Source organism: Bacillus sp. FSL K6-0268 (assembly GCF_038005425.1).
GTDB lineage: Bacteria > Bacillota > Bacilli > Bacillales > Bacillaceae_G > Bacillus_A > Bacillus_A thuringiensis_S.
Genome location: NZ_JBBOTF010000001.1, coordinates 1 through 13353, shown reverse-complemented (window position 1 = coordinate 13353; position 13353 = coordinate 1). Strand labels below are relative to the sequence as shown.

Genomic DNA, 13353 nt, shown 5'->3' with positions numbered 1-13353 from the left:
TCTTTATATACAACTGTCCCGCGATCAGGGTGCGAATAAATAGTCCCCTCCCGCTATACGAGTTCGAGAATATAGACCATTCATCCTCCTAAAACATCCTCACATACCGCTCAGTACAACTTAGCAGCTGACATCCATTCTTTTCAAAAACATCCTTCATCCATTCATTTTGTATATTTGTCTCACCAATATAATAAGATGCACCTATTTCCTTTAAGACAAACAACGCACCTGCAAATAATGCAGCTTCATATCCCTTATTACGCATATTTGGAGTAACTGCGAAGTACATAAGTTTCCCTTCTTCTAACGTACCTCTTTCAATATGCGGGATTACAATTCCTATCGGCTTTTCATCGACATTCGCTGTTAAGCAATGTTCTTTCCATTGCTCACCAATTTCTTGTAGCATCATATGCACAAATTGATCATGAACGACTGGTTCTCCCGTCGCTTCATTCCACAGTGAATAAAAAGCCTCTTCCCCTACTTCTTCAATTAACTTAAAATCAACTTCACTTTCTATATCTTCTACTTCGTATATATCTTTAAATACAATCATGCTTTCCGTAACATATTCAAATGAATACGTTTCAAAACATTTTTTATACACATCATAATTTGGGCTTTTTGAAGAAATTTCAAAATGTAATTTTTCTAATCCATCTTTTTCAGCTTCGGCAACGCAATACTGCATCATTCCCTCTAATTGCTCTTCTGTAAAAACCTCTGCATTATTTTCTTTTATCATAATAGAAGAAGCACTTCTTCTTATTTTAAAATGTTTTTCTAACTGTTCTATCGTCGTCATATTCTTCCCTCATCTATATCATACTCGAATTTCTAATCGTTCTCCTTGCATGAGCAGGATTGTCCTTGAATATATAGAATACTAGAAAAGATCGCATCTTTAAAGTGCGGAGGAGGTTCTCCAGTGGATATTACAGCATTGCAACAACAGTTAGAGCTTATACAACAAAATGACTATACGCAACTACAGCATATAGACGTAAATGAGTTAACTTTGAACATGCTTCAGTATATCGGAACGACTGATAGCTACGTTCGTTACCAACTTATATATAAATGTTTTGCGCATTTCATTCATCATGAATTCCTTATGGACGATCAGCTGAAATTACTTCTGCAAACTTGTTTAAGTGATGAGTATTTATATTGTGACATTTACTCCCCACATACAGATGGGGTTTTCACACGTTCTTACACTGTTTCGTTAATTGCGTTAATACTCCAATTCGCTAATTCGCACTACTTTTGTACAGAGGAGGATATCGAAGAAATAAAAAATAAACTCATTACATATACAAACTTAGAAACGGATTTTCGAGGCTATATTGAAAACAAAGGATGGGCTCATTGTCTTGCTCACGTATCTGATGCTTTCACCGAAATTGTTCATAATACGTATACGACCTTTGAATGGTACGAAGAATTAATTCATTGTTTATTAAATAAAATTTTTATTCCATCTGACCTTTTTCATAATAATGAAGATGAACGCATTGTTACTCCATTACTAGCAATGCTGTATCATGATTTTCCTCAAAACGAGTTAATTTCTATTATTCATAAAAAAATAAAAAGGCTTCCTCAAATTAGAAAACGCCTTTCACTTAATGAGTATTGTATTTTATGCGCCAACATTAAAACCTTTTTACGCACATTATTTTTCAGAACGAAAGATGACCATAACTTAGCTTTTACAGCGCGTAAAACAGAAAGAATGTTAAAAGAACTCCCTAACTATTATTAAATACAAGGAGCAAAAATATGGGCTACATTGAAGACATGAGAAATCTAGTAGGAAATCATCCACTTATTTTAATAGGATCACATGCCATTATATTAAATGAAAAAGATGAAGTATTACTGCAGCTTCGGACAGATTTTAACCGATGGGGCATTATTGGGGGTGCCTTAGAATATAACGAAACGTTAGAAGGTGCTTTAAAACGAGAAGTATTTGAAGAAACTGGACTTATTATTAAAAATCCAGAACTATTCCGTACATACTCAGGGCCAGATTTCTTTCAAATCTATCCAAACGGCGATCAAGTACATGGTGTACTCGTTGTTTATATTTGCCGCGAATTTCACGGGGAGCTTATATGTGATAAAACTGAGTCAAAAGAATTACGTTTCTTTCCGTTTGATGAGTTACCTAGTACTCTTCATCCAGTCATTGAGGGGATTCTTCGCGATTTTCATCACTCTAATTAAAAATATAAATAAAACAACCTCATTTCCCGTCATTACAACGTGAAATGAGGTTGTTATCGTTCACCGTAAATCCCTATTTCCCCAAAATGATATTAACGCTCTCTTTCTACAACTTTATATCCCTTTATAAAAAGGATAGTTATATAAGAAACAATAAATGAAAGAATAGTATACATGCCAACCCAAAAGAAAAATGCTGGATCGTGCACTGTAACACTTAACATAAGAAAAATAAGAAATGTTACAATTGGCATCGCGTAAAATGTACCTACTTTATATGTCACAGCTATTGAAAAAATACAAATAAGCAATGGATATATACAGAAAATAAAAATGATTTCACTCAATGTTATGTCCCCCTTTCTGCAGAAATAATAGGTTTCTCGTAAACATTTGGGGGAACAACAAAATTTTATTTTTTATTAGTAAATATAATGTTAGATTGTTATCTCAATCTGATTCCCTTCAGGATCACTTACTACACTTTCATAGTAACCATCCCCTGTAGTTCGTGGGCCGTTTAACACAGGGTACCCTGCTTCTCTTAATGTATGAGTTAATTCGTTCACCTTTTCTTTATTACCTACAGAAAAAGCAATATGCGCATATCCTACTGTTTGTGTTTTTATTTTATCGTCTATCCCTACTTGTCTCATAAGTTCTAGACGCGCACCACCTTCAAAAGTTATGAAATAAGATTCAAACTGCTTTTTCGGATTGTGATATAAGCTATTTTCTTCACCACCGAAGTACTGTTTATAGAAATCACACATTCCTTCTAAATCATTCACCCAAATTGCTACATGTTCAATTTTCATAATCGACACCTTTTCTTTTATGTTATTCAACTGGCAATTGGATGCTTCATTGCCAGTACATTTAATTTTCTTTATTTGTTCTCGTAATCATAAGATCAAGTCCAAGGCTTTTTAACCCATATAAATAATCTTCTTTCCAGTTGCTCACTGTTATTTTCGGAATATGTTCTGCCGGAATGTACTGCGGACAACTTTTTACAATTTGATCTATTACAAATTGATTCACTTCATCATCACAGAAGATAAACGTATGAGGGTTAATAATAGCTATACATGTAGCTATTAAACGAGTAATAGCATCTATATTATATTCCTCTGAATTATGCGAATCCCCACTTCTCAAAGCTTGTAAGAAATTTTTATTATCATACTGCGGAACGAAAGATATCTCTCCTGAGAAAAATGTACTTCCGCGTACGACATCTCCATTTACCATAATCCCCGCACCTGGGCCATTTTGACCTGAATACAAATATACAAGAGAGGAATTGTCATTATTCCTCGTGTTTTTATGATACCCGAGCACTGCAGCATTCATATCGTTTTCTATTACTACTGGTATAGAAAACAGTTCCTCAAAGTGACTTTTCAAATTAAAATTTTGAAACTTTTCATATCCAGGAATATAGAAAATACGCCCATTATCGACCGCACCAGGGACACCAATTGATATAGAACTTATTTTTGGAAACATAGCTATAAGACTTTCTATATGTTCTGTTAATACGCTTAGTCCCGCATCAATTAATGCACTTGAAGTACTCCCTTGTTCTTTTACTTCCCCTAAACAGTTAAAAATTGTATAATTCGTCTCATTTTTTTCTAAAAATATCGCTAATCCTAACATATATTCTGGATTATACGCATATCGTTTCGCTCTTCTTCCGCCACTTGAATCATCTAAACCGACTAAAGTGACTTCACCATCTTGTTTCATATTTTCTATAAATTTACTTATCGTTGGAAAACTAATTTCTAATGTATTACTAAGTTCAACTTTCGTCGCACTTCCTTGCTCTAGAAGAGCCGTACGAATGCCGCGAAGGATCGTCTCTTTAATTGATTTTTGAGTAACAAATTGTTCACTCAAATCGCTCACCACCTTAATCAACATACTTATTAAACACTTTTAATAAGTTGCGTTGACAATATATCATACATCATTTTCTAAAGCAATAGAGATGATATATTTCCGCTGCATGCAATCCTTATTTAGCTCGGTGTATTCTCTCTTGTAATAGACGATACAATTCCAGACAAAAGAACAAATAATAAAACCGCTAGCAAGGCATTACGTATTCCGAATGCTTCCCCAAGTATCCCTAAAAATGGTGGTCCGACTAAAAAGGCTGTATAACCAATGATAGAAACTGCAGCAACATTAGAAGTCGCATTTTCACGGTCATCTCCAGCAGCTGACAGACCAATTGGGAAACCTAGCGCTGCACCAATCCCCCACAGTACTACACCAAATGCTAGAAAATACGAATTACTCCCAAATATTACGATTGAAATTCCTAGAATCGCCATCATAATAGTGGCACGTACGACAGCGACACGACCGAATCGATCAAGGAAATAGCTGCTACACATACGAGTTAACGTCATTGCTAATACAAAAATTGCGTACATAATAGAACCTGCCACTATACTTTGCTCATGTCCATCTACCATCACGATAGGTAGCCAATCATTTGCACTACCTTCTGCAAATGCCATTCCAAGCACAAAAAGACCAATTAAAAGCACCTTTTTTTCCATACGTAAGGAAGTACGCTTCTCTCTCCTTTTGTTCCGCGATTTCTCCTTCTTTCCTGTTCCATGCGGAAGAAAACGATACACCATACATACAAGTAATAGAAATATGACCGAAATCACAAGAAACTGATACAGAATCGGGATGTGAAGCGACGCTGCGACAGAACCACTGAGCGCGCCTACTAAAGTTCCTACACTAAAAAAGCCATGGAATTTCGGAAGAAGAGTTGTTCCTAATTTCTGCTCAATGGAAGAACCTTCTACATTCAATGCGACTTCCGCCAATCCGTAGCCTACTCCAAATACTAGTAAGCTACTAAAAGCCCCCATACTAGAAACAAAATAAATATTTATACCTAAACAAATCAATCCAACAATCATAAAAAACATACTGCCTATAATAACGTCTCTAGCTCCCTTACAGTCAATGAAGCGGCTTGCACTCAGTAAACCAATTATTGAACCAACAGATAGTCCGAACAAAATCCAGCCCATTTCTGCATTTGACACTGCTAACATATCTCGAGTAGTTGCTGTTCTTGAAATCCATGTAGCAAATGCCACACCTGGCAAAGCAAATAAGAGAAAAAGAGCATTTCGAGAGGCAAGTAATCTCTTTTTATGATTGTCCGCACTATATTTCTCCATATGAAACACCTTTCACATTGTCTATACGATAATTTACGAACTGTTGAAAACGCCCTTTATTCTTCTATCGTTTTAATAACTTTAGCTGGATTACCACCAACTACTACATTATGAGGTACATCTTTTGTCACAACTGCCCCTGAAGCAATTACAGCGTTGTCTCCAATTGAAATACCAGGGTTAATAATAGCTCCCCCGCCAACCCAAACATTGTTACCTACCTTTACTGGCTTTCCATATTCTTTACCAGAGTTCCGCTCTACCGGATGCAACGGATGCGTAGCAGTATAAATGTGAACACCTGGTGCAAACATACAATTATCACCGATTCGCACTTCACAAACGTCCAAAATCACACAATTAAAATTTGCGAAAAAGCTCTTTCCAACATGGATATTGTAGCCATAATCACAACGAAAATCAGGATTAATTTGGGCTTTCCCATCAGCTGAAGAACCTAAAAGCTGATTTAATAACGTAAAACGCCTCTCATCTCCTGTCTCCATCGCCTCGTTATAAAGGCGTGTTAAACGTTTTGCCTCCACCCTATCAGCCACCAATTCTTCGTCATCCGCAATATACATTTCTCCTGCCATCATCTTTTCTTTCTCCGTTTTCATACAATCCTCTCCTTTTTTATTGAATGAGATCCACTTATTAAACTTCTTTAATAAGTGACTTTAATTATACTTATTAAACAAGTTTAATAAGTATCCCTATATTAGCATATTTTTTAATATGTGCAACTAATAAGTTTTGAAAAGAAGTGCGAATTCCTTGCTCTACATATCAATATGAAGAATATTATATAGATAAACAAGGGAACGCTCAGCGCCCCCTCTCAAATCCAATCCGTTTTTTAATTTCAGCTAAATTTACCTTCGCGATTTCTCTTGCCCGCTCAGCACCTTTTTCTAACGCTTCGTATAATAAATTTGGCTCATTCATATACATAGCGTATTTCTCACGAGGTCCGGCTAATTCGCGGTCTACAACGCGAAACAACTCTTTTTTCACATCACCCCATCCGATTCCAGTCTCATATTTTTCACGGATCGACTGTATTTCAGCCTCTGTCGCAAATTCTTTATAAATTATAAATAACGTTTCTAGTTCTTTCGGTTCATTCGGAAGTGAAGAATCTGTTTTGATTTTAAATATTAACTTTCGTAGTTTTTCTTTCTCTGCAAATAATGGGATTACATTCCCGTAACTTTTACTCATCTTTCTTCCATCAAGTCCTAGTAATATTGCTCCTTCTTCTTGTATGACATACTCCGGAAGTGTAAATGTCGTGCCGAATGTATGCTTAAAATACGTCGCAATATCACGTGCAATTTCAATATGCTGAATTTGATCTTTCCCAACTGGTACATGAGTAGCTTGAAATAGTAATATATCCGCCGCCATTAAGATCGGATACGTATATAATCCCATATTCACTCCTGCATCTATCTCTAAACCCGCTTCTTTATTTTGCTCCACCTTCGCTTTATACGCATGAGCACGGTTCATAAGTCCTTTCGGAGTTAAGCAAGCTAATATCCAAGCTAATTCTAGAATCTCCGGCACTTCTGTTTGTCTATAAAAAATAACATCTTCCCCAAGTCCAAGCGATAACCAAGTAGCTGCTACCTCTTTCGTATAACTGCTGAACTTTTCTGAATCATGCACAGCATTTAATGCATGATAATCAGCTATAAAGTACAATGCTTTTCCTTCATTATTCTTTAACATTTGTAATGCAGGTTTAATCGCGCCAATATAATTTCCTAAATGCGGATAACCTGTCGGCTTAATTCCTGTTAACATTATTTTTTCACTCACACTAACTCCTCCTTTCTCAAAATAAAAAGAGCCTCTCATCCTTAAAAAGGACGAGAAACTCCCGCGGTACCTCCTTAATTAGCTATCATTATAGCTCACTTCAACTTCTTAACGTGAAGTAACCGTCTTTACCTACTCATTTCAGTTAGAAGCTCCAGAGCCCATTCCATATTCATCCCTTACTGATTCTCACCACATATCAGCTCTCTGAAAAGTTTCGAATATGTACTCTTCTCTTTCATTGCTTTTTCGTTATTTTTTTACAGTTTATCACATTCCACTTCCAAACAAACCCGAATTTTCTATTTTATATAGCAGGAATTTCCACTTCAATTGTCTAATCTTATATAGGTTTGCAGAAATATTCAAAACAACTTTGGAGGTTTTTTCATGGTAAAATATATATCCATTTTAGGTTCCACAGGATCCATCGGCACATCTGCATTAGATGTCGTTTCAGCTCATCCTGAACATTTCAAAATCGTCGGTTTAACCGCAAATTATAACATTGATCTTCTTGAGCAACAAATCAAAACGTTTCAACCTCGTATTGTAAGCGTTGCGACAAAAGACTTAGCAGACACGCTTCGTACGCGTATTTCAGCAAATACAAAAATCACACACGGGACTGATGGCTTAATTGCAGTAGCTACTCACCCTGATTCAAATCTTGTATTAAGTTCTGTTGTCGGTGTTTCAGGATTACTCCCAACAATTGAAGCATTAAAAGCGAAGAAAGATATCGCTATTGCTAATAAAGAAACTTTAGTTGCAGCTGGACATATCGTAACTGAACTAGCGAAACAAAACGGATGTCGCTTAATTCCAGTAGATAGTGAGCATTCAGCTATTTTCCAATGTTTAAACGGAGAAAATAATAAAGAGATTGAGAAGTTAATTGTAACAGCTTCCGGTGGTGCTTTTCGTGATAAAACACGTGAAGAAATGCAAACGTTACAAGCTAAGGACGCTTTAAAACATCCAAACTGGTTAATGGGCGCAAAACTAACGATTGATTCTGCCACATTAATGAATAAAGGATTCGAAGTAATGGAAGCGAGATGGCTATTTGATATTCCGTATGAAAAAATTGATGTAATGATTCATAAAGAAAGCATCATTCATTCTTTAGTAGAATTTATTGATGGATCAGTTATGGCACAGCTCGGTGCTCCTGATATGAGAATGCCTATTCAATATGCGTTTCACTATCCTACTCGGCTACCTTCTTCCTATAAAAAATTAAATTTATTAGAAATCAGTAGTTTACATTTTGAAAAACCAGATTTAGAGAAGTTCCCTTGTCTACAATACGCATATGAATGTGGCAAAATCGGTGGTACTACTCCCGCTGTATTAAATGCAGCAAATGAAATTGCGAATGCACGATTCTTAAAAAATGAAATTGTCTTTTTCGATATTGAAAAAACAATTTACAAAACAGTTGAAGCTCATCATAACGTAAAAGACCTTTCACTAGATGCTATATTAGAAGCGGATCAATGGGCGCGCCAATATGCAAATGAATTGTTAATAAAAAAGAGTGAAGTGACCCCTAAAAGTTAGACACGGTTATTTGATTAGGCAGCTTGATAAAAGTGAGTCCGGTATTGTACCGGGCTCATTTTTAATTTTGCCTTAATCCGTTTCGTATTATAATAATCTATATATTTTTCTAATTCTATTTTAAAGTGCTCTACATTTTCAAATTCTTTTATGTAGAGGAACTCCGATTTCATAATCCCAAAGAAATTTTCTATTACTGCGTTGTCGTAACAGTTGCCTTTTCGAGACATACTCTGGACGATAGCTCTTGATTCTAGTGTACGGACGTATTGTCTCATTTGATAATGCCATCCTTGATCCGAATGCATCAGTAGCTGGTGCGTTTCAGGTAAACGTTCCAATGCTTTCTCTAACATGTCTGAAACAAGCGAATACGTCGGTCTAGAACCAATTGTATAGGTAATAATTTCACCATTATACAAATCTAATACAGGTGATACATACAGTTTTTCTCCAAACAATTTAAACTCTGTGATGTCTGTTACCCACTTTTGATTCGGTGCATCTGTATGAAAATTACGCTCTAAAATATTAGGTGCAATTCTACCGACTTTTCCTTTATAGGATTTATATTTCTTCATACGCACAACACACTTTAACCCAAGCTCTTTCATAATGCGCTGAACCTTCTTGTGGTTCACTTTCTGGCCACGATTCGTTAATTCATCACGAATGCGACGGTAACCATAACGACCTTCATTTTCCTCATAAATCGCTTTAATCTCAGCTTTCAAATCGGCATCTACATCTGGACGATTCATTTTCTTTACTAAATCATAATACGTGCTTCGAGGAATAGTAGCTAGCTCCACGAGTGCCTTCACCGAATATTTATGCCTTAATTCATAGATTACTTGCGCTTTGTCTTGTTTTGTGATTTTTCCTTGTTTTGAACTAAGGCATTTAACTTTTTTAAGTACTCATTTTCCATCTCAAGCTGTTTAATGCGTGCTTCAAGTGCTTCGACTGACCCTTCAGCTAAATGTTGTTTTAATTGTTTATTTGAATCTTTTTTCATGGATGGACGCCCCTTTTTCTTAGATTGAAGGGCATCAATTCCTTGTGTTTCGAGCTGTTTTTTCCAAACAGAAATCGTTGAAGGGGCAGGAATATTAAAGATAGCTGCCGTCTCAAATAAGGACATACCGTTTTCAATCATAAAGTTTAGTACGTCTAGTTTAAATTGTTGTGTGTAATTTGTACATCGTTTTAGAAAAGCTTCCAGACCATTCTGTTTATATTGGTTTACCCAATTCAAAATGATTGTGTCACTTATACCGAGCGATCTACCCATTTCTCGATAACTTTCATTTCCGTTCAAATAACGTAGAACGATTTGTATTTTTTCATCAGCTGTAAATTTAGCCATAGAAAAACTGCACCTCCAATTGTTAGACTGTGTCTAACAATTGGGGTGCAGTTCACTGTTTTAGCTCTTTTTTCACGTATTCAACTTAACAAATCTATAACCGTGCGTAACTAACACTTTTAATATCGCGTATCCTGGAATGGCTAAAATAATGCCCATAATCCCAAATAAGTTTCCGGCAGTTAAAATGATAAATATGATTGTAATTGGGTGAATATCTAGCTTTTTCCCCATTACTTGAGGAGAAATAAATTTACCTTCTGCTAATTGTACAACCATCATAACAATGATTACTTTTAACACCATTGCTGGCGAGTCAATAAATGCGATAATTAACGCTGGTGTAATAGCAATAATTGGTCCTACGTACGGAACGATATTTACAATCATCGCTAAAATCGCAAGTAGTACCGCATATTTAATACCGATAATAAGGTAACCGATTAATAGCATAATACCGATAAACAAGCTCACGATAATTTGCCCTCTAATATACGAGCTAATCGCATAGTGCATATCATCTAGTATTCTCATTGCTGCTGGTTGTCTTTGTTCTGAAATGAATTTTAAGAAGTGATTCGGCAATTGTTCGCCATCTTTTAAAAGATAGAACAATATAAATGGAACCATTACAAATGTTAAAACAACCTCTGTAACAGTACTCAAGAATCCAGTTACATTCCCAGTTACTGATGATAATGACTTTGTAAAATCAACTGTATAGTCTTTTACCATATTCGCAACATTAATATTTAAATTCTCCTGAATTTTACCAAGTAAATTACTTTCCCCGAATCTACGCGCTGCTTGTTCAATCTCATGGCCAAAGTACGGTAAGTTATCAATTAATGCATCAATTTGATCTTTAATAATAGGGATAACAGTTACAACTAAAAACACAAATAATCCGATTACTATTAAGTATATTGAGGCTATCGATACGATTCTTGAAACACCTTTCTTTTCTAAAAGTGAAACGAATGGATGCAAAATATAGAATAGCACGCCTGCCAATAGTACTGGGAAGAAAATTGTTTTTAAAAATACGATAAACGGTGTAAAAACAAATGATATTTTTGTTAGTAATAAAATATTAATAAACAATAACGCAAATCCAAGCAATACCGCCAAATAATTTTGTTCTCTAAAAAACTTTCTTAACTTATCTCTTTTTCTTATATTTATTTTCTCCAATGAAACCACCTCTTCGAATGATGAAAAGCCCTTATTCAGGGCTCTTCATCATAATCTATATCTCTATTTCCTTGCAGCTTTCACTACAAATGATACAATAAGAATTAACACGATTGCACCTAATAATGCCGGCACGACATGAATCCCACCAAATGATGGCCCAAAGGATCCAAATAATCTACCACCTAACGAAGCACCTAATAAACCTGCGATAATATTTCCGAACATACCACCTGGGAAATTTTTACCCGTTATAGAACTAGCAATTGCACCTATAATAGCACCAACTATTAATGTGATAATCCATCCCATTTTTAGTCCTCCATTTCTATTATAGTTTGTATGATTCAATACAAACATATGTATTTATCATTGCTAATCATATTTCACTATAGAAATATATTTACTACTATTTTACATATGGAGATACATATATTATATGCAAAAAAGAAAAATATTGTCAAACTCACCCATAAAGCAATTATATTAATATACCATATTCAAAGGAGGCTTCATTATCTATGATTCTTAAGTTAAATTCCACTTCTTTTGAAGTAGCAACATCCATTTTACAAGTTCAAATTCCAGCCTATAAAGTTGAAGGGGACTACTTAAATAGTACTGCCATACCCCGTTTATATGATACTGTAAACGATATTCAAAGTTGCGTTGAAACATTCTATGGATATTTTTCTGAAAATAAACTTGTCGGCTTTATTTCTTTTGTACAAGAAGAAAAACTAATTGATATCCACAGGTTAGTTGTATCGCCCGATTTTTTTCAAAAAGGAATTGCGACGAAACTCCTAATTTATATATTTAACATGTTCCCTTCTTCTATGACATACATTGTACAAACAGGTAAAGCAAATACCCCTGCTATCGCATTATATAAAAAACACGGCTTCCTTGAAGTAACATACACCGAACTACCTGATGGAATAGTACTTACACAACTGAAAAAACAGAAAAAATAAAATAATTTGACTAATCGTTTTATTTATGTTACCTTTTACCTTATAATACCTTTTGCTGAGTCCAAATTTTGGAGCGGGGGAACCAATTTTGTAGCTATGCTACTTGGGGCGAATCTTTTTTTAAGTAGGGAAACTCTCACTTCCCGAGTCCGACAGCTAACCTCGTAAGCGTAATGGGAGAGGAAGGTGCTTTTTGCCTATGTTACACATTTTGCCTCCTTAATTATAAATATGGGATCGATATCAAATAGTCACCTATATTTATAGAAAAGGAGATATGTATTATGTTACGTTTATCTGATCACGCAATAAAAATGATGGAGCAAAGACTTCGACTCGAACAACATCGCACATATCAAGCAAATAAAATTGTAGATAACTTACATCACAAATACTTCTTTCAACATATTTTTCAGCCAAAAAGATAAAGCAAAACTTTAATCAGTGGGGGCATCCCCACTGATTATTAGTTAAACCAATCGGGCTTTTACGGTCCGTTGATCTATCACCTAACTTCTTTACTCTAGCTGAATTTTGTAGTGGGTGTCTTACTGCCCGTTAATGCAGGATAAAAAATTGTTCATTTAACATCAAAAACACAAGGTGTGTCTAAAAAGACATTCCTTGTGTTTTTATATTTCTTATAATATTCTCACTACATTTAAACTTGCCGTAATCGTACCTGCTATTGTAGTCACATGCCCAACACCGAGCGGGCCATTTTGTAATATAAACGTTGAATTTGCACTAGCTACATTTACAAGAAGCGTATTTGAAATAGATGGTTCCAATACTACAGTTGATGTCGTTACATTTTGTATAAAACTCCCTGTTACTTGTGTTCCATTTAATAGTAATCTTACAGATACTACTTCATTCCCACCAGTCGCGTCCCCTTGGAAATAGTAGCTTACTAAATATATTCCTGGCGTCGATACTGTGACAGTTGTAGCAC

The 13353-nt window shown here is 35.3% G+C and carries 15 protein-coding genes, 1 pseudogene, 1 riboswitch and 1 other annotated feature; of the genes and pseudogenes, 5 read left to right on the top strand and 11 right to left on the bottom strand.

The features are described 5' to 3' along the window. Positions 1-88 precede the first annotated feature (88 nt). Positions 89-811 (bottom strand): GNAT family N-acetyltransferase, encoded by a 723-nt coding sequence (locus tag MHI28_RS00080; RefSeq protein WP_000207420.1) that lies wholly within the window; start codon positions 809-811, stop codon positions 89-91. A 123-nt stretch (positions 812-934) separates the two neighbouring features. Between MHI28_RS00080 and MHI28_RS00075 the strand changes: the two genes are divergently transcribed. Then, positions 935-1774, top strand: a complete 840-nt coding sequence (locus MHI28_RS00075) for a DUF2785 domain-containing protein (protein WP_000355454.1) — start codon at positions 935-937, stop codon at positions 1772-1774. A gap of 17 nt (positions 1775-1791) precedes the next feature. Next, entirely contained in the window at positions 1792-2241 is a 450-nt protein-coding gene (locus MHI28_RS00070; protein WP_000540466.1) for an NUDIX hydrolase, read from the top strand. A 92-nt stretch (positions 2242-2333) separates the two neighbouring features. Here MHI28_RS00070 and MHI28_RS00065 read toward each other — a convergent pair whose 3' ends face one another. The 6 genes from MHI28_RS00065 to MHI28_RS00040 all read right to left on the bottom strand — a co-directional run bounded on the left by MHI28_RS00065 (position 2334) and on the right by MHI28_RS00040 (position 7292). Beyond that, complete coding sequence (locus MHI28_RS00065) at positions 2334-2588, bottom strand: YbeF family protein (protein ID WP_001289513.1); 255 nt, start codon at positions 2586-2588, stop codon at positions 2334-2336. Positions 2589-2678: 90 nt separating this feature from the next. After that, on the bottom strand, positions 2679-3059 hold the full coding sequence (locus MHI28_RS00060) for a VOC family protein (protein ID WP_000687550.1): 381 nt from the start codon (positions 3057-3059) through the stop codon (positions 2679-2681). A gap of 61 nt (positions 3060-3120) precedes the next feature. Continuing rightward, positions 3121-4149, bottom strand: a complete 1029-nt coding sequence (locus tag MHI28_RS00055) for an ROK family transcriptional regulator (RefSeq protein WP_000003031.1) — start codon at positions 4147-4149, stop codon at positions 3121-3123. Positions 4150-4271: 122 nt separating this feature from the next. Continuing rightward, positions 4272-5465, bottom strand: a complete 1194-nt coding sequence (locus MHI28_RS00050) for an MFS transporter (RefSeq protein ID WP_000417593.1) — start codon at positions 5463-5465, stop codon at positions 4272-4274. A gap of 56 nt (positions 5466-5521) precedes the next feature. After that, positions 5522-6085, bottom strand: coding sequence for a maltose O-acetyltransferase (locus tag MHI28_RS00045; protein WP_000845628.1), 564 nt, complete (start codon positions 6083-6085; stop codon positions 5522-5524). A 208-nt stretch (positions 6086-6293) separates the two neighbouring features. Continuing rightward, positions 6294-7292, bottom strand: coding sequence for a tryptophan--tRNA ligase (locus MHI28_RS00040; RefSeq protein WP_001290857.1), 999 nt, complete (start codon positions 7290-7292; stop codon positions 6294-6296). A gap of 43 nt (positions 7293-7335) precedes the next feature. Next, positions 7336-7543 (bottom strand) — a binding site (T-box leader). Between the two features lie 139 nt (positions 7544-7682). Here MHI28_RS00040 and MHI28_RS00035 point away from each other — a divergent pair. Then, positions 7683-8858, top strand: a complete 1176-nt coding sequence (locus tag MHI28_RS00035) for a 1-deoxy-D-xylulose-5-phosphate reductoisomerase (RefSeq protein WP_340827535.1) — start codon at positions 7683-7685, stop codon at positions 8856-8858. A gap of 14 nt (positions 8859-8872) precedes the next feature. On the opposite strand, the gene MHI28_RS00030 is transcribed toward MHI28_RS00035, so the two are convergent. The 3 genes from MHI28_RS00030 to MHI28_RS00020 form a co-directional block, all read right to left on the bottom strand. Then, positions 8873-10227 (bottom strand): IS3 family transposase gene (locus MHI28_RS00030; RefSeq protein WP_208730123.1). Its coding sequence is split into 2 segments (ribosomal slippage): positions 8873-9774 and positions 9774-10227, totalling 1356 coding nucleotides; the frame shifts between segments, so codons are not numbered across the junction. 72 nt (positions 10228-10299) lie between these two features. Next, positions 10300-11421 carry an AI-2E family transporter gene (locus MHI28_RS00025; protein WP_000411479.1) on the bottom strand — a complete coding sequence of 374 codons (1122 nt, stop codon included), beginning with the start codon at positions 11419-11421 and terminating at the stop codon, positions 10300-10302. A 63-nt stretch (positions 11422-11484) separates the two neighbouring features. After that, positions 11485-11733: a GlsB/YeaQ/YmgE family stress response membrane protein gene (locus tag MHI28_RS00020; RefSeq protein ID WP_000539733.1), complete on the bottom strand. Its 249-nt coding sequence runs from the start codon at positions 11731-11733 to the stop codon at positions 11485-11487. A 209-nt stretch (positions 11734-11942) separates the two neighbouring features. On the opposite strand from MHI28_RS00020, the gene MHI28_RS00015 reads away from it, so the two are divergent. Further along, on the top strand, positions 11943-12398 hold the full coding sequence (locus tag MHI28_RS00015) for a GNAT family N-acetyltransferase (protein ID WP_000601235.1): 456 nt from the start codon (positions 11943-11945) through the stop codon (positions 12396-12398). A 43-nt stretch (positions 12399-12441) separates the two neighbouring features. Further along, a riboswitch (cyclic di-AMP (ydaO/yuaA leader) is annotated at positions 12442-12585 on the top strand. 97 nt (positions 12586-12682) lie between these two features. Next, complete coding sequence (locus tag MHI28_RS00010) at positions 12683-12826, top strand: hypothetical protein (protein ID WP_000945244.1); 144 nt, start codon at positions 12683-12685, stop codon at positions 12824-12826. Positions 12827-13039: 213 nt separating this feature from the next. Here the strand turns inward: MHI28_RS00010 and MHI28_RS00005 are convergent. Then, positions 13040-13353: pseudogene (locus MHI28_RS00005) on the bottom strand (collagen-like protein); the annotation flags it as partial.

What these genes read in the sequence shown, in the direction of transcription:
- MHI28_RS00080 (WP_000207420.1), bottom strand. Translation starts at nt 811, where the DNA reads ATGACGACGATAGAACAGTTAGAAAAACATTTTAAAATAAGAAGAAGT.
- MHI28_RS00070 (WP_000540466.1), top strand. Translation starts at nt 1,792, where the DNA reads ATGGGCTACATTGAAGACATGAGAAATCTAGTAGGAAATCATCCACTT.
- MHI28_RS00060 (WP_000687550.1), bottom strand. Translation starts at nt 3,059, where the DNA reads ATGAAAATTGAACATGTAGCAATTTGGGTGAATGATTTAGAAGGAATG.
- MHI28_RS00050 (WP_000417593.1), bottom strand. Translation starts at nt 5,465, where the DNA reads ATGGAGAAATATAGTGCGGACAATCATAAAAAGAGATTACTTGCCTCT.
- MHI28_RS00045 (WP_000845628.1), bottom strand. Translation starts at nt 6,085, where the DNA reads ATGAAAACGGAGAAAGAAAAGATGATGGCAGGAGAAATGTATATTGCG.
- MHI28_RS00035 (WP_340827535.1), top strand. Translation starts at nt 7,683, where the DNA reads ATGGTAAAATATATATCCATTTTAGGTTCCACAGGATCCATCGGCACA.
- MHI28_RS00020 (WP_000539733.1), bottom strand. Translation starts at nt 11,733, where the DNA reads ATGGGATGGATTATCACATTAATAGTTGGTGCTATTATAGGTGCAATT.
- MHI28_RS00015 (WP_000601235.1), top strand. Translation starts at nt 11,943, where the DNA reads ATGATTCTTAAGTTAAATTCCACTTCTTTTGAAGTAGCAACATCCATT.
- MHI28_RS00010 (WP_000945244.1), top strand. Translation starts at nt 12,683, where the DNA reads ATGTTACGTTTATCTGATCACGCAATAAAAATGATGGAGCAAAGACTT.